A 16007-nucleotide genomic window follows, 5' to 3' on the forward strand; every position below is an offset into this window, starting at 1 on the left:
TATCGAAGCGGCTATCAACACGAAAAGGAACGCGAAACGGCCCACGACGAGAGTAGCCAAGCAGTGGCACTGAGAGTCCTCGCCCACTTCACTCCCGGCAGGAAAGTACTTGATTTCCTTGCCGCCGAGACTGATTGGCTCGACATCCGCTGGTGCTCCGATGATGACTCCGCAGAATCGCAGGCCGAGTTCTATCGTGAGTTGGCCGAAGCGGAGGTCATTTGGCACGTTCTTCGCCCGCTCTCGCGCGCTGACCTGCAGCGCGGACCGCGACTGCGGCTGGTACACAAACTTGGCGCGGGCGTGAACACTATCGACATCGAGACGGCGACAGAACGCGGCATAGCAGTCGCCAATATGCCCGGCGCCAACGCGCCATCGGTAGCCGAAGGCACGGTCAGCCTGATGCTGGCGGCGCTGCGGCGGCTACCAGCACTCGACCGCGCCATCCGGCAGGGGCGCGGCTGGCCCGCCGACTCGGAACTAGGCGAGACAGTCCGCGATATCGCCGGTTGCACTGTCGGCCTGGTCGGCAACGGCAACATCGCCAAACGAGTCGGCGGCATCGTCGCCGCGATGGGAGCCACGGTGCTATACACCAGCACCGGCGACGATGGGCGGCCCGGCTGGAGGCAGCTGCCCGACCTGCTGGCCACCAGCGACATCATCTCGCTGCACATACCGTTGACCCCGGACACCCACCATCTGCTCGACCGAGACACCTTGGCCCACATAAAACCGAGCGCAGTGCTGGTCAATACCTCGCGCGGTGCCGTCATCGACGAAACCGCGCTTGTGGATGCGCTGGCTAGCGGCCGAATAGCGGCCGCGGGTTTAGATGTTTTCGCGGTCGAGCCGGTGACTCCCGACAACCCGCTACTCGGCCTGGACAATGTGGTGCTGACCCCCCACGTCAGCTGGTATACGGCCGACACTATGCGGCGCTATCTGACCGAGGCCGTTGCCAACTGCCGTCGATTGCGCGACGGGCAGCCGCTGACCAACCTGGTCAACCAACCGACCGGTTGTTAGGTTGGTTTAGCGCTTGACATGGGCGGCCTGCACTAACAGCCCCAGATAGCAAGGGAAGGCAAGTAATGCCGATCGCGATCACTAGTGAGCATCAAGCCCTGGCCGAATCGGTGCGGTCCCTGGTAGCGCGGGCAGTGCCGTCCGAGGTTCTCCATGCAGCCATGGAAACCCCGATAGAAAACCCGCCCCCGTACTGGCGCGGAGCAGTCGAACAAGGCCTGACGAGTGTGCACCTGGCCGAATCTGTCGGCGGACAAGGTTTCGGCATCCTTGAGCTCGCCGTGGTACTGGCTGAGTTCGGCTACGGGGCAGTGCCCGGGCCATTCGTGCCTTCGGCGATCGCCAGCGCACTGATCTCGGCGCACGACCCCGATGCAAAGATGCTCGCCACGTTGGCAACCGGCGCGACTATTGCCGCCTATGCGCTGGACTCTGGGCTCACCGCCACCCGGCAGGGCGACACGCTGGTGATCCGGGGCGAAGTGCGGGCGGTTCCGGCAGCGGCCCAGGCGTCGGTTCTGGTGCTCCCCGTAGCGATCGACAGTAGCGAGGAGTGGGTCGTACTGCATGTTGAGCAACTTGAGATCGAACCGGTCAAGAGCCTGGATCCGCTCCGGCCTATCGCGCATGTTCGAGCCAATGCTGTCAACGTCGGCGACGAAGCCGTACTAAGCAATCTGAGTAGGACCGCGGCCCACGCGTTGATTGCCACGCTGCTATCCGCTGAGGCCGTGGGGGTGGCGCGCTGGGCAACCGACACCGCGTCGGAATACGCGAAGATCCGAGAACAGTTCGGCAGGCCGATCGGGCAATTTCAGGCGATAAAGCACAAGTGCGCGGAAATGGTGGCCCACACCGAGCGAGCCACAGCTGCCGTCTGGGACGCCGCACGTGCAATTGACGAGGCGCGCCAAAGCGGTGGGAGTGCCACTGCGTCCGAGGCAACTGCGGTGGAGTTCGCCACCGCGGTAGCAGCAACGCTGGCACCCACCGCCGCCCAGCGGTGTACGCAGGACTGTATTCAGGTGCACGGCGGCATCGGGTTTACCTGGGAGCACGATACGAACGTGTATTACCGACGCGCCCTAATGCTGGCTGCGTGTTTCGGCCGCGGCTCGGAATACCCGCAGCGAGTGGTGGACACCGCGACGAGCAGCGGCATGCGGACGGTAGACATTGACTTGGACTCCGACACTGAACAACTGCGGGCCAACATCCGGGCCGAAGTGACCGCCCTGAAAGAAATGGCACGCGACCCACGCAACGTGGCGATCGCCGAAGCCGGTTGGGTGCTGCCGTATCTGCCAAAACCGTGGGGGCGCGCGGCCGGCCCCGCCGAACAGGTGATCATCGCTCAGGAGTTCGCCTCCGGGCGGGTCAAGCGGCCGCAGGTCGGCATCGCAGCGTGGATCATCCCGTCGATCGTCGCCTTCGGAACAGAGGAACAGAAACAACGGTTCCTACCGGCGACGTTCCGCGGGGAAACAATCTGGTGCCAGCTGTTTTCCGAGCCGGGCGCCGGGTCAGATCTGGCTGGGCTAACCACGAAGGCGGTCCGAGTCGACGGCGGCTGGCGCATCACAGGCCAGAAGATTTGGACCACAGCCGCGCAATACTCCCATTGGGGTGCACTATTGGCGCGAACCGATCCAAAAGCCCCAAAACATAACGGCATCACCTACTTCCTCCTCGACATGAAGAGCGCTGGCGTCGAGGTCAAGCCGCTGCGCGAGCTCACCGGCAGCGCGATGTTCAATACGGTCTACATCGACGACGTGTTCGTGCCCGACGAGCTTGTCCTAGGCGAGGTGAACCGCGGCTGGGAGGTCAGCCGCAACACTCTGACTGCCGAGCGGGTGTCGCTCGGCAGTAGCGACACGAATTTCCTGGCGAGCCTGGATCAATTCGTCGAGTTCGTTCGCGACGGGCAATTCGATCAGGTCGCACAACATCGGGCTGGCCAATTGATCGCTGAAGGGCACGCCGCAAAGCTGCTCAACTTGCGTTCCACGCTGTTGACCCTGGCCGGTGGTGACGCCATGCCGTCAGCAGCGATATCCAAGCTGCTATCGATGCGCACCGGCCAGGGCTACGCCGAATTCGCGGTCGCCTCGTTTGGCACTGATGCCGCGATCGGTAGCACCGATCGGCTGCCCGGCAAGTGGGCCGAGTACCTGCTGGCCAGCCGGGCCACCACGATCTACGGCGGTACCTCTGAGGTGCAGCTGAACATCATTGCCGAACGACTGCTCGGCTTGCCGCGCGACCCCTAGCACCACAACCGTGGATCGCGCCGATCGGCATTGGTGCCCGCGGCCCTGGCGGTTTGGCCGCACCGACGCCCCTCGACGTGGACAAACTGGCGATCCTGAGGGTTCCGATCGACGGCAGTTTATTGCCAGACGCTTCCCAGGCGAGAGCCGTAAGGTCGCAGATAGACGTATTCGCGGCATCATTCCTTTTGACGATGTTGGATTTGTGACCGAGGGGAATCGACCATGACATTGCACCCCACCGAGAGCACCGGATTCAACTGGCACAACTTGATCGATCTACCCAATATTAGCGACGACTGGAAAAAGGGACGGCAGGTCCTTAATTTTTTCCCCAAAGACAAAGACTATCGCGATTTACCAGAGGCGCGCGCGATGGTGACGAAGCACTTTGGCAACGCGAAAGCCCTCGACACAGACGCGGCAGTGCTCAAATATGGCTCCGACCACGTTGCGATTGCCGGCGCGTTCCTGGAAATGGGCGTGTGCACAGGAAGAACTATCAATTTCATTGCCGCACTCAATCCAGAGCAACGCATATGGGGTTTCGATTCTTTCGACGGCCTTCCGGAGCGATGGATTCGCCCGGATATCAACGTTCCCCGCGGTAGCTTCGGGATAAAAGTCGACGACTGGATGCCCCCAGTGCTTCACAATGTGAAGCTCATAAAAGGCTTGTTCCATGAAACGTTGCCAAAATTTAAAGAACACATTCTCAAGGCCGGACCAATCGCCTTCCTGCATATCGATTGTGATATCTATTCATCCACCAAGGAAATATTTGACCAGCTAGGCGATAACATTACGACCGGCACGGTCATCGTATTTGACGAACTATACAACTACCCCGCCGCAGAAGAACACGAATTCAAAGCTTTTCAGGAATTCTTAGACCGAACCGGAAAAGGTGTGACCTACCTCGCCTACAATCAATATTTTGAACAGGCAGTTGTCCAGATAACGTAGCGAGACGACCAGCATCTAATTCGTAGAGTTGCTATTCCACCTCGATATTCCGCAACTCCCGCTTGAGGATTTTACCGGTCGGGTTGCGCGGCAACTCTTCGAGAAAGATCACTTCGCGCGGCACTTTGTAGCGAGCTAGGTGCTCGCGCACGTATGTCTTGATGGAGTCTTCGTCGACGCCGGAGCCCTGCTTCTTGACCACGAACGCTCGTAGCCTAGCGCCGAAATCCCTGTCGTCGACACCGATCGCCGTGGCCTCTACAACATCAGGGTGCCCGCTGATCAGGTCCTCGACCTCGGCTGGGAAGACATTCTCACCGCCCGAGACGATCATCTCGTCGTCGCGGCCGCTGACATAAAGAAGGCCGTGCTCATCGAAGTAGCCAACGTCACCTGAAGACAACATCCCATCGATGATCTGCTTGCCACCGCCTCCGGTGTAGCCCTCAAACGGGAAAGCGTTTCCGACGAAGATCCGGCCCACATCACCCGGCGGCACCTCCTCGCCGTTGTCATCCAGGATCTTGACCTTCACCCCCTTGACCACAGGCCCCACTGTGCTCGGGTTGAACTCAAGGTCCCTCGGCCCGGCGATGGTAGCGAACGCGACTTCGGTCGAGCCGTACATGTTATAGGGGACCGGACCCAGGTCCTTGAGCGCGCGATTGGCCAGCTCGGCGCCCAACTGAGATCCGGATATGAACACGATCCTCAAGCTGGAAAGATCGGGCCTCGTGGTCATGTTCTCCAGCGCATCCAGTACCCGCGACAACATGACCGGCACCACCACCATCGAATTCACCTGGTGTTTCTCGATATCATCTAATACTGACAGCGGCTTGAACCGGCGCCGCAGCACCATTGTCGAACCCAAGAACATGGCTAACGTCGCCGCGGCATAGCCCAACGCATGGAACATCGGCGACGGCAACGACATCACTTCACCGGCCTTGAACGGAACATGGGACAGAATGCCGCCGACCGGAGCCAGCGTCGGCGGGGTCGTGCGGTTGGCCCCCTTTGGCGTCCCAGTGGTGCCGCTGGTCAAAATAATGATTGACGCACGTTTGCCCGCCTTTGGGGCTGGCGCCCTGCTACTACGCGCGATCAGTTCCGCAAGCGTTTCATCAATGCTTCCCGACGGCTCGTCTGCATCAGGATTCACGCCGAGCGCCCGCAGCTTGCCCAGTGGCGGCTTGGCCTTGCTGACCGCCTTGGTGTATTCGTCGTCATAGATGATCACTTTGGCGCCTTCGCGCTCCGACACCTCTTTGATTTGCGGGCCAGAAAACTCGCTATTGAGCAAGATCAGGCGGGCGCCGACGCGGGCGGCGCCGTAGTTGGCGATAACAAACCAGCGGTGGTTACGCGCCAGGATCGCGACGCCATCGCCGCCGCGGACCCCTTTCGCAATCAACCCATTTGCTAATGCGTGAGCGGCTTCGTCCAGCTCTTTGTAGGTGAGCTCGCCCTCTTCGTCGATCACCGCGGTGCGGTTGGGGGCGCGTCTGGCATTGTGCGCGGGCAACATGCCGATCTCGCCCCATTTGCGAATATCCACTGCCATCGCCGCGTAGTTCAGCGGCGGCTCCAATCCGATTGCTCCAGATTCGAAGATTTTACGCAGGTAATAGAACTCGGCGGACCCGCGTTCGACGTACTCCTGGATTTTGGCGCCGATTTTTGCTGGGGTCTGCCCGGCCAGATCGCTGAGGTTTGGCATTACCTCACAATATGTGACACAGGTCGCAACGCGGCCAGAAAATATCCGCAGAACTACTATGAACCCCCATGACCGATCCGGTGTCGCTGCAGATCGCTGGACACCACGTCACCATCACCCACCCAGACAAAGTGGTATTCCCCGCAGACCACGAACGCCCCGGTTTGAACCCCCGCACCAAGCTGGACCTGATCAACTATTACCTGTCGGTAGCCGGCGGAGCGCTCCGCGGCGTTGCCGACCGGCCAATGATTCTCAAGCGTTTTGTCAAAGGCATCGCAGCAGAGGCCGTGTTCCAGAAGCGCGCTCCTGCGAACAGACCGGACTGGGTCGACGTTGTCGAGCTGCGCTATGCGTCAGGCAGGTCCGCGGCAGAGGCCGTCATTCACGACGCAGCCGGATTGGCCTGGGCAATCAACCTGGGCTGTGTCGACCTCAATCCGCATCCGGTGCGACGCACAGACATCGATCACCCCGACGAACTGCGAGTCGACCTGGATCCGATGCCTGGGGTTGCGTGGCAGCAGATCGTTGATGTCGCGTTGGTGACTCGCGAGGTGCTCGAAGATCACGGCCTGGTCGCGTGGCCAAAGACGTCGGGATCTCGCGGCTTCCACGTCTACGCCCGTATTGCCCCGCATTGGCCGTTCAACCAGGTACGCATGGCTGCTCAGACGGTTGCTCGTGAAGTCGAACGGCGCATACCCGAAGCGGCAACCAGCCGCTGGTGGAAGGAAGAACGCGAGGGCGTATTCGTCGACTTCAATCAGAACGCTAAAGACCGCACGGTAGCCTCTGCCTACTCGGTTCGAGCCGGCCCAGATGCCCGCGTGTCGACTCCCCTGTACTGGTACGAGGTCGACGACTGCGACCCTGCGGCGTTCACTATGGCAACCGTGCCCGCGCGGTTCGCTGAGATGGGTGATCCCTGGGCAGCAATGGATGCCGCCGTGGGCCGGCTTGACCAGCTCCTGATGTTGGCTGAAGAACTAGGCCCACCGCAACCCGCTCCAACAAGTCGCGCCAGGGCCGGCGAAACGCGCAACCGGCGCCAGTCAACGATGCCACTGATCGAGATTGCCCGCGCCAAAACCCGGGCTGAGGCAATGGCCGCCCTCGACACCTGGCGCGGTCGGTATCCGGCGGCGGCCGACTGCTTGCGGCCAGCCGACGTCCTCGTCGACAGCATGCGCGGGCCGAGTTCGATTTGGTACCGGATCCGGATCAACCTGCGGCATGTGCCGGTCGATCAGCGCCCGCCCCAGGAGGAACTGATCGCCGACTACAGCCCTTGGATCAAACCCGAAAGCCGGTGACTACACCCCAACCTGCGCCATGTGGGTGCTCTTGCGCAGGTAGAAGTACCAAGTCACCACCGACAAGACGATGAAGAACACCACGTAGAAGCGCAACGCCGGCTCGATGCTGCCAAACTGCGCTTTGGACCAAGCGTAGGCCAACGGCACCACAAACCCGCCAAAAGCCCCGAACGCCGAGATGATGCCCAGCGCACCGGCAGCCTGGCGACGCATATAGACCATCGTTTCAGGGTCACCGCCGGCAACTTCGGCCTTAATCCGGAAGATCCTGGAAATCATGCGGTAGCTCGACCCGTTGCCGATACCGGTAGCGACGAACAAGAACATGAAGCTAACGAAGAACATCGGCAGATTGACCGCTTTCACCGACCACAGCGCCGCGGCAGCCCCTGCTGCGAGCATGGCGAAACTTACAACGGTGATCCGTGCCCCGCCGATCCGGTCAGCCAGCTTGCCGCCCATAGGACGGATGACCGAACCGATCGCCGCGCCAATAAAAGCCCAGCCCAGTGCGATGTCGCCCCGGCCGAACACGGTCTTCAGAAGCGTCGGGAAGGCCGCCGAATACCCAATGAACGACCCGAAGGTACCAACGTACAGCAACGACATGATCCACGTGTCTGGGTGCCGCATCGACTGCCACACGGGCCTCACATCGGCCTTGGCCTCCGCCAGGTTATTCATGAACAGAAATGCACACACTGCAGCCGCCACAGCCATCGGCACGAAGAACAATCCGGCGCGCGACAGAGCTACCCCGCCACCGGCGACCACGATCGGCGGAATGACCTTCTGCACGACCGCTACACCGATATTGCCTCCTGCCGCATTCAGCCCCAGCGCCCAGCCCTTGTCCTTCTCCGGAAAGAAAAACGAGATGTTGGCCATGGACGACGCAAAGTTGCCACCACCGAAACCAGCGGTTGCCGCGATCGCTACCAACAACGCAAACGGCAGCCCCGGATGGCTCACCGCCCAGGCCAGCAAAAGGCACGGGATGAGCAGCAAAGCGGCCGAGATGGTTGTCCAGTTGCGGCCGCCGAAGATTGGGACCGCGAAGGTGTACGGCAGCCGCAGGAATGCCCCGACACCGCTGGGGACGGCGACCAAGCACAAAGCCTGACTAGGAGTCAGCGCCCAGCCGGACGCCGCGGGGACACCAGGCGTGCTAGCGGTCATCTGGACAACCACAATGCTCCACAACATCCAGACGGTGAAGCCGACGTGCTCGGCGAAGATGGAGAAAAGCAGGTTCCGGCGCGCGATCGGTTTTCCTGTTGTCTCCCAGAACTCAGGGTCTTCCGGGCGCCAGTCGTCGATCCAATGCCGTCCACGATGGCGCCCGCGCGGCGGTGTGTATTCGATTGCCCGGTCGGTCTCCGGGGCGACGGTGAGCGCCATCTGTGAATCTCCTGTCTCCGGGCTTGCAAATAGCTGGCCGATATCGCGTAATGTATGGACGCCCTGTTACCAGCCCGGATGCGTGCCGTTACGGTGGCGATACGCTTAGATCGCTTGGAGCTGTCCGCGGTTGTGAGAACGAGGCCTCGGCAGCCGGGCGCCAGGCACTAGCAGCTGGACCAGCGGACATGCCGTTCCCTCCGGCGAGTGCCGGCATGTCGCAGGACCAGCCACGGTCTCGCCCGGCACTGGGTGCACTAGTCGACCACGCGCTACCCTCACGCTGTGCAACGCGGATGGAGCCGACGGGGATTCTTGCAGGTCGCCGGGGCTGCCGGGCTGCTGTCGGTGGGGGCCGCGGGGTCCCTGGCCGGGTGCGCGACACCCAGGCCGGAGCCAGACGCAGACAGCGACGGGTCGGTGACCATCACCCACCTGTTCGGCCAGACCGTTATCAAGGAGCCGCCCAAGCGGGTGGTCAGTGCCGGTTACACAGAGCAAGACGACTTGCTTGCAGTGGGCGTAATACCCATCGCGGTAACCAAATGGTTCGGCGACCAGCCGTTTGCGGTGTGGCCGTGGGCCCAGCCCCAACTCGGCACGGCGCGGCCGGTGGTGTTAGACCTCGACAATGGCATTCCGATCGACCAGATCGCCGAACTAAAACCTGACCTCATCGTGGCAATCAATGCCGGCGTCGACCTCGATACATATCGGAAGTTGTCGGCGATCGCCCCCACCGTCCCGCAGTCGAACGGCGACGCGTTCTTCGAGCCATGGAAGACTCAGGCCACCACGATTGGCCAGGCAGTATTCCAAGCCGAGCGGATGAAGTCGCTGATCGACGCTGTCGATGAGAGGTTCGCCGCGGTCGCCCGGAGGAACCCGCAATGGCAGGGCAAGAAAGCGCTCCTGCTGCAGGGCAGGCTGTGGCAGGGCAACGTCACCGCCACAATGGCCGGCTGGCGGACGGATTTCCTGAACGATATGGGACTCGTCATCGCGGACAGCATCAGGGCCTTTGGCGACGACCGACGCGCCATCATTCCGCGCGATCACATTAAAGCTGTGCTGGACTCAGCGGATGTGCTGATCTGGTTGACCGAAAGTCCGGAGGACAAAAAGGCTCTGTTGGCCGACCCGGCGATCGCCGCGTCGCAGGCGACTGCACAGAACCGCAACATCTTCACGTCCAAACTTGAGGCGGGAGCGATCGCTTTCTCGTCGCCGCTTAGCTATCCCGTGGTCGCCGACCGACTGCCCCCGCAGATCAGCCAGATCCTGGGCTAACGACAGCGCAGCGCTGATTCCAATGAGCGTTTGCTAAGGCACTTCTGGCAGTGCTCGAAATTGCTAGCCGAGCGTCCGATTCCAGCGCTAACGTCGAAGAATGAGCGTGACTGATCTCACGATGGACCCGATATTGGCCTGTACCGTTCTCAACTACGGCGACCAAGCCTTGCTGCTGCAATGTGACAGCACCGCGAGCGTCCTGGCATGGACAGCGGCTGTACGTGCCGCGGCGCTGCCCGGCGTGCTCGACGTTGTGCCAGCCTCTCGTACCGTATTGGTGAAGCTCGACGGACCCCGCCGCCAAGGAGTCACCCGTCAGCGGCTGCGCAAGTTGCGGCCCACCGCACACGAGACCGCTCTCACGGATCACCAAACCGATGTGGTGATCGACGTCGTCTACGACGGGCCCGACCTCGCCGAGGTCGCCGACCGTACCGGTCTGACCACCGCGCAGGTGATCAACGCCCATCTAGCCACCAAGTGGCGAGTGGGATTTAGCGGGTTTGCGCCCGGTTTCGCGTACTTGATCGACGGAGACCCACGACTGCGTGTCCCCCGCCGGCCCGAACCACGAACCTCGGTGCCAGCGGGTTCGGTGGCACTCGCCGGCGAATTCAGCGCAATATATCCACGCGAATCGCCCGGCGGTTGGCAAATTATCGGCCACACCGATGCGGTCTTGTGGGATATCGACCGGCCAAATCCCGCACTGCTCACCCAAGGCATGTGGGTACAGTTCCGGGCCGCCTAGGACCCACCCGAAGGAGGAGCCGTGACAACCTTGGAAGTCCTGCGCAGCGGACCACTGGCCGTTGTCCAAGACCTTGGCCGGACCGGCCTAGCGCACCTCGGTGTCGGCCGCTCGGGGGCCGCCGACCGACGCTCACACACACTGGCCAACCGGCTTGTTGCCAACCCTGACGACCGAGCTACTGTCGAAGTGACGTTCGGCGGGTTCTCGGCCCGGGTCCGCGGCGGAGACCTCGACATCGCGGTCACAGGCGCCGATACCGATCCAACGGTAAATGGAATCATGTTCGGTACGAACAGCATTCACCATGTGCGTGACGGCCAGGTGATCTCTCTAGGGACCCCCCATGCGGGACTGCGGACATATCTAGCGGTGCGCGGCGGCATTTGCGTCGATCCAGTGCTGGGATCGCGCAGCTATGACGTGATGTCAGCGATAGGTCCGTCGCCACTGCGCACCGGCGACACGCTACCGGTCGGCGAACGCACCGATGACTACCCCGAACTCGATCAAGCCCCGGTGGCCGCTATCGCCGAGCACATGGTGGACCTGCTGGTCCTGCCGGGGCCGCGCGACGATTGGTTGACCGATCCAGACGCCTTGGTGCACACCATCTGGATGGCCTCCAACCGCAGCGACCGGGTGGGAATGCGACTGGAGGGCCGCCCGCTGCAGCACCGCTGGCCTGATCGGCAACTGCCCAGCGAAGGCGCCACCCGCGGCGCGGTTCAAGTGCCGCCCAACGGGTTACCGGTGATTCTCGGTCCCGACCATCCAATAACTGGCGGCTACCCCGTCGTCGGCGTAGTCACCGATGAAGACATCGACAAGGTTGCCCAGGTACGCCCCGGCCAGTACGTCCGACTGCACTGGGCGCGACCCCGATCTCCGCTCGGAGCCCGAACGTAAGCCCCACCTGGTAGACAAGATGTGTGCATACCCAGGTACACACCGCCCGCCTGGTCCACACAGCCGATCTCGACAGCGACGCCCTCCAACGGGTCTGCCAGATGGTCACCGATGCGTTCGCCGGTGATTTCACCCAGAGCGACTGGGAACATGCTCTGGGTGGCATGCACGCGTTGATCTGGTACCACGGCGCCATCATCGCGCACGCCGCGGTGGTGCAGCGCCGGCTCTTTTACCGCGGCAGCGCGCTGCGTTGCGGTTACCTCGAAGGCGTTGCGGTACGGGAAGACTGGCGCGGCCAAGGACTGGTGAGCGCGCTACTGGACGCCGTCGAGCAAGTGATGCGCGGCGCCTACCGGCTCGGCGCACTCAGCGCCTCTGCACGGGCTCGGCGCCTCTATGCGTCGCGTGGTTGGTTGCCCTGGCAGGGCCCAACATCGGTCCTGGCACCCACCGGGCCGGTCCGCACACCCGAGGACGACGCCACAGTGTTCATCCTGCCCGTCGACGTCAGCCTGGACACTTCCGCGGAGCTGATGTGCGATTGGCGCGAAGGAGACGTTTGGTAGTCGGTGCGGTACCTCGACCGACGACGTAGTTTGACAACCGCGGCCCTCGCCGGATACCAGCAACCTGCAGCGCCGCCGTTGGTCACGCGCCAAGTCGAGATCAAGGTCGCGCCCAAACCTACGCTGGTGTGATCTAACCCCAGCAGCGGGCAATCCGTCAGCAATTGCCTGGTAACGCAGCGGAAACCTCGAGGGCATACACACTTCCTATGAGCCAGCCAGACGCTGCGCCACTGACCGGCTACCGGGTTGCAGTAACGTCGGCGAACCGCGCCGAAGAGTTGTGCGCTCTGCTCCGTCGCCACGGCGCCGAGGTCTGCAGCGCCGCCGCGATCAACATGATCGCGTTACCCGACGACGATGAACTACACAGCAACACAGAAGCGTTGATCGCCGATCCACCCGGCATCTTGGTAGCGCACACCGGTGTCGGCTTTCGCGGCTGGGTCGCAGCGGCCGACGGTTGGGGACTTGCCAACCAGCTGACCGCCGCGTTGTCCACGGCTCGAATCGTGTCCCGTGGGCCGAAAGCGACCGGCGCGCTGCGCGCCGCCGGCCTGCACGAGGAGTGGTCACCGAAATCCGAATCTTCCGACGAAGTGCTCGACTACCTGCTCGCTTCCGGGGTAGCCGGAAGCCGTATCGCCGTCCAACTGCACGGCGCCGCCAACAGCTGGGACCCTTTCCCCGAATTTCTTGGCGGGTTGCGTTCCGCGGGCGCCGACGTGGTGCCGATCCGAGTTTATCGGTGGCGACCGGCACCAGCGGGCGGGGAATTCGACCAGCTGGTCAGCGCGATCGCACGACGCCAGTTCGATGCGGTCAGCTTCACCTCAGCGCCTGCGGCGGCAGCGGTCCTGGAACGTAGCCGCGACTTGGCTATCGAAGATCAACTATTGGAAGCGTTGCGCACCGACGTGCACGCGATGTGCGTCGGCCCAGTGACCGCCCAGCCACTAGTCCGGAAGGGTGTCCCAACATCGTCCCCCGAACGAATGCGGTTGGGCGCCCTAGCGCGTCATATCACTCAAAAATTGCCGTCACTTCGATCCCGCACTCTCAAGGCGGCCGGCCATCTGATCGACATCCGTGGAAACTGTGTCTTGGTCGATGGTTCGGTCAAGTCGCCATCAGGGTCAGGAATGGCAATACTGCGGGCATTGGCTCAGCATCCCGGCGATGTCGTCGCGCGCGACGAACTGCTCCGCGTGCTGCCCGGCAATGGCGACGATACCCACGCAGTAGACACAGCCGTGCTGCGACTGCGAACCACTCTGGGCGACAAAAACATTGTCGCGACAGTGGTCAAACGCGGTTACCGGCTCGCCGTTGATACTCAACACGGTGTCGTATGAGCCTAGTTTTGGTAGCGCACGGCACCCGTAGACCATCCGGGCTCGCAATGGTCGGGGATCTTGCCGAGCACGTGAGCGCACTGGTCGGCCAAGCAGTGCAAGTTGCATTCGTTGATGTCCTAGGGCCCGCACCCAGCGAAGTTCTTGCCAACCTGTCGGCACGCCACCCAGTCTCCGGGGACCACGAGCCTGTAATTGTGCTGCCGGCATTCTTGTCACGCGGATACCATGTGCGCGTTGATCTGCCCGCTCACATAGCGGCCAGCGGACATCCAAATGTCACCGTTATTCCCGCTCTGGGACCCGATGCTGAGGTTGCCCGAATAGTCGGGCACCAGCTGGTGGAATCCGGTTGGCGTCCCGGCGATTCGGTTATTCTCGCTGCGGCAGGCACGTCAGATCACAACGCCCGCACCGACCTGCACACCACGGCGGTGCTGTTATCAGCACTGACCGGATCACGGGTCCGCTTGGGGTTCGCAGCCACTGGCGATCCCGATGTCGGCGAAGCGGTCGCCGACGCACGTCGCCATACCGCACGCCGGGTCGTCGTGGCCTCTTATCTGCTCGCCGACGGCTTGTTTCAAGAGCGTCTGCACACCTGCGGCGCCGATCTAGTAACCCAGCCGCTGAGCACCCACCCCAGGTTGGCGCGGCTCATCGCTCACCGATTCCTTCGGGCTCTGCCGCGTGGATCTGTCAGGCACCGCCCCTACCCGCTGCCGAACTCCGCAGCCCGCAGGGCTTGCCGGCAAGGGACATCCGCCGAGCGGCGCAGGCCGCTGCCGCCCGCGCAGGAACGGGCGAAATGAACTAAGCCACCACCCGCGCGATCTGAATTCGGCCCTCGGGGGTAACGCGCGCCGGGTAGACCGGCACCGATACGCGCGCGTCATCGAGGCAGGAACCGTCGTCAAGCGCGAAAGCCTGCTTGAGTATCGGCGATTGGACCGCGGCGCGACCCCCTCGATCGCCAACGATCCCCCGCGACAGCACTGCCGCACCGGAGAAGGGATCGACGTTGCTGACCGCGTGCACCGACCCGTCGTCCAGCCGGAACAATGCCGCCTGAGTACCGTCATCGAGCAGCACACCCACCCCGCGCCCCGGAATGAGATGATCGTAGTCACAGGCGGTCGTCCATACCTGGATGTCGTTCAGAAGCGTCACATTGACTGCTCCCCCGCATAAATGCGGGGGATTCCGCAGCTCGGGTTGCCTAGCGCAGCTACGCCGCGTCGGGTCTTACACCGTCTACGCCGCCGGGGTTCAGCCCTGCCCGGTTTAAAACCACCTGCGCCGCGTTTCGATCCCTGTCCGCGACTGTGCCGCACGTGGCACAGGTGTAGATGCGTTGCGACAGCGGCAGGCGGTGCGTGGCTCTTGCCCCGCACTGTCCGCAGTCGGTGCTGGTGTACTTCGGGTCCACCATCACAACACAACGGCCATGCTTGCCCGCCATGTTCACAAGTTCTGTTTTCGCGATACGGATACCCGCATCGGCGGCCTTACGCGCCATCGTCGACTTCGCCAAAAACTTTGGCTTGAAGTCCTCGACTGCTACCGCATCGAAATCATTGACCAGGTTTTTCGCCCACATTCGTGCGTCCTGCTGGCGTTGACGCGCAACCTTCTTGTGCGCCTTGGCCGCCAACCTTTTAGCCGCCCGGTAGCGCCGACTACCTGGCTTCCCTTTTCCGGGGCGCCGTCGCGCCATGGCCCGCTGATAGCGGGCCAGCTTGTCGGATCCGGTTTTACCGTGCTGCGGGTGCGCCAAATCATGCTCAGCGCTGGTGGTGGTAGCTATAGCCTTCACACCCCAGTCGATACCAACTACCCGGCCCGTGACTGGTAGCGGCTCGGCTTGGGCTTTCACCACAAACGAGGCATACCAGTGCCCCAGACTGTCGCGGTAGACGCGCACACTCGACGGCGCAGTAGGCAGCTCCCGCGACCACACCGGCCGCACCACAACACCTTTCGCCAAAAACAGCACCCGGTCTACGAGCCGGAAGGCGTTGCGGTTGTAGTTGAGGGTGGGCGCGGCGAGTTGCTTCTTCTTGAATGTGGGGAATCCAGCACGGGCTCGCATCGGCAGCCGGTTCCGGATGTCCTTGAGCGCTTTTGCCCGCGATTTCGCGAAGTCACGCACGGTTTGTTGATGCGGTACCGCCGATCCAGCGGCCAGCCAATCCTGCTGTTGGCGCCAGCCAGTTAGTTGCTTGTCGAGTTCCGCGTATCCGCAGGTCTGGCCTGCCTGATGCGCTTTTTTCGATTCTGCGACACACTGGTTCCACACCCAGCGGCAGCGATCCCACTCGACCAGGAGAGCCTTTTCGGCGACGCCCGACATGCGCAGCCGGTAGGTGTAGCGGGCTTTGCCGCTACCCGCATCCTCACCAGCCCCGGCACTCAT

14 protein-coding genes are annotated in these 16007 nt (G+C 62.6%); 10 read left to right on the top strand and 4 right to left on the bottom strand.

What is annotated here, in order from left to right:
• Positions 1 to 63 precede the first annotated feature (63 nt).
• The 3 genes from ACO07W_RS09625 to ACO07W_RS09635 all read left to right on the top strand — a co-directional run bounded on the left by ACO07W_RS09625 (position 64) and on the right by ACO07W_RS09635 (position 4271).
• The gene (locus ACO07W_RS09625; RefSeq protein ID WP_421842702.1) at positions 64 to 1032 is read left to right on the top strand and encodes a 2-hydroxyacid dehydrogenase; all 969 of its coding nucleotides are present in this window, start codon (positions 64 to 66) and stop codon (positions 1030 to 1032) included.
• Between the two features lie 65 nt (positions 1033 to 1097).
• Positions 1098 to 3305 (top strand): acyl-CoA dehydrogenase, encoded by a 2208-nt coding sequence (locus ACO07W_RS09630; RefSeq protein ID WP_421842704.1) that lies wholly within the window; start codon positions 1098 to 1100, stop codon positions 3303 to 3305.
• 225 nt (positions 3306 to 3530) lie between these two features.
• The gene (locus ACO07W_RS09635) at positions 3531 to 4271 is read left to right on the top strand and encodes a TylF/MycF/NovP-related O-methyltransferase (protein WP_421842706.1); all 741 of its coding nucleotides are present in this window, start codon (positions 3531 to 3533) and stop codon (positions 4269 to 4271) included.
• Positions 4272 to 4302: 31 nt separating this feature from the next.
• Here the strand turns inward: ACO07W_RS09635 and fadD2 are convergent, their stop codons facing one another.
• Entirely contained in the window at positions 4303 to 5994 is a 1692-nt protein-coding gene (gene fadD2 / locus ACO07W_RS09640; RefSeq protein WP_421842708.1) for a long-chain-fatty-acid--CoA ligase FadD2, read from the bottom strand.
• A 68-nt stretch (positions 5995 to 6062) separates the two neighbouring features.
• Between fadD2 and ACO07W_RS09645 the strand changes: the two genes are divergently transcribed.
• Positions 6063 to 7310 carry a DNA polymerase domain-containing protein gene (locus ACO07W_RS09645; RefSeq protein WP_421842710.1) on the top strand — a complete coding sequence of 416 codons (1248 nt, stop codon included), beginning with the start codon at positions 6063 to 6065 and terminating at the stop codon, positions 7308 to 7310.
• On the opposite strand, the gene ACO07W_RS09650 is transcribed toward ACO07W_RS09645, so the two are convergent.
• On the bottom strand, positions 7311 to 8714 hold the full coding sequence (locus ACO07W_RS09650) for a NarK family nitrate/nitrite MFS transporter (protein ID WP_421842712.1): 1404 nt from the start codon (positions 8712 to 8714) through the stop codon (positions 7311 to 7313). It abuts the gene before it with no gap.
• A gap of 285 nt (positions 8715 to 8999) precedes the next feature.
• Between ACO07W_RS09650 and ACO07W_RS09655 the strand changes: the two genes are divergently transcribed.
• The 6 genes from ACO07W_RS09655 to ACO07W_RS09680 all read left to right on the top strand — a co-directional run bounded on the left by ACO07W_RS09655 (position 9000) and on the right by ACO07W_RS09680 (position 14403).
• Complete coding sequence (locus ACO07W_RS09655; RefSeq protein WP_421842714.1) at positions 9000 to 10004, top strand: ABC transporter substrate-binding protein; 1005 nt, start codon at positions 9000 to 9002, stop codon at positions 10002 to 10004.
• Positions 10005 to 10125: 121 nt separating this feature from the next.
• Entirely contained in the window at positions 10126 to 10758 is a 633-nt protein-coding gene (locus tag ACO07W_RS09660; RefSeq protein WP_421845904.1) for a 5-oxoprolinase subunit B family protein, read from the top strand.
• Between the two features lie 21 nt (positions 10759 to 10779).
• Positions 10780 to 11667: a 5-oxoprolinase/urea amidolyase family protein gene (locus ACO07W_RS09665; protein WP_421842716.1), complete on the top strand. Its 888-nt coding sequence runs from the start codon at positions 10780 to 10782 to the stop codon at positions 11665 to 11667.
• A 23-nt stretch (positions 11668 to 11690) separates the two neighbouring features.
• Positions 11691 to 12236: a GNAT family N-acetyltransferase gene (locus ACO07W_RS09670; RefSeq protein ID WP_421842718.1), complete on the top strand. Its 546-nt coding sequence runs from the start codon at positions 11691 to 11693 to the stop codon at positions 12234 to 12236.
• 209 nt (positions 12237 to 12445) lie between these two features.
• On the top strand, positions 12446 to 13591 hold the full coding sequence (locus tag ACO07W_RS09675; RefSeq protein WP_421842720.1) for a uroporphyrinogen-III synthase: 1146 nt from the start codon (positions 12446 to 12448) through the stop codon (positions 13589 to 13591).
• Positions 13588 to 14403, top strand: coding sequence for a sirohydrochlorin chelatase (locus tag ACO07W_RS09680; protein WP_421842722.1), 816 nt, complete (start codon positions 13588 to 13590; stop codon positions 14401 to 14403). Before ACO07W_RS09675 ends, ACO07W_RS09680 begins: the two co-directional genes overlap by 4 nt.
• Before the next feature lies 1 nt (position 14404).
• Here ACO07W_RS09680 and nirD read toward each other — a convergent pair whose 3' ends face one another.
• Together nirD and ACO07W_RS09690 are read right to left on the bottom strand one after the other, a co-directional pair.
• Complete coding sequence (gene nirD, locus ACO07W_RS09685; RefSeq protein ID WP_421842724.1) at positions 14405 to 14761, bottom strand: nitrite reductase small subunit NirD; 357 nt, start codon at positions 14759 to 14761, stop codon at positions 14405 to 14407.
• A gap of 58 nt (positions 14762 to 14819) precedes the next feature.
• Positions 14820 to 16007 carry an RNA-guided endonuclease InsQ/TnpB family protein gene (locus ACO07W_RS09690; protein WP_421841682.1) on the bottom strand — a complete coding sequence of 396 codons (1188 nt, stop codon included), beginning with the start codon at positions 16005 to 16007 and terminating at the stop codon, positions 14820 to 14822.

Origin of the sequence: Mycobacterium sp. (assembly GCF_965230835.1) — a bacterium.
Taxonomy (GTDB): Bacteria; Actinomycetota; Actinomycetes; order Mycobacteriales; family Mycobacteriaceae; genus Mycobacterium.

Coding starts and splice junctions, on each gene's coding strand:
- ACO07W_RS09630 (WP_421842704.1), top strand. CDS start 1,098: ATGCCGATCGCGATCACTAGTGAGCATCAAGCCCTGGCCGAATCGGTG.
- ACO07W_RS09635 (WP_421842706.1), top strand. CDS start 3,531: ATGACATTGCACCCCACCGAGAGCACCGGATTCAACTGGCACAACTTG.
- fadD2 (WP_421842708.1), bottom strand. CDS start 5,994: ATGCCAAACCTCAGCGATCTGGCCGGGCAGACCCCAGCAAAAATCGGC.
- ACO07W_RS09645 (WP_421842710.1), top strand. CDS start 6,063: ATGACCGATCCGGTGTCGCTGCAGATCGCTGGACACCACGTCACCATC.
- ACO07W_RS09650 (WP_421842712.1), bottom strand. CDS start 8,714: ATGGCGCTCACCGTCGCCCCGGAGACCGACCGGGCAATCGAATACACA.
- ACO07W_RS09660 (WP_421845904.1), top strand. CDS start 10,126: ATGGACCCGATATTGGCCTGTACCGTTCTCAACTACGGCGACCAAGCC.
- ACO07W_RS09675 (WP_421842720.1), top strand. CDS start 12,446: ATGAGCCAGCCAGACGCTGCGCCACTGACCGGCTACCGGGTTGCAGTA.
- ACO07W_RS09680 (WP_421842722.1), top strand. CDS start 13,588: ATGAGCCTAGTTTTGGTAGCGCACGGCACCCGTAGACCATCCGGGCTC.
- ACO07W_RS09690 (WP_421841682.1), bottom strand. CDS start 16,007: ATGAGTGCCGGGGCTGGTGAGGATGCGGGTAGCGGCAAAGCCCGCTAC.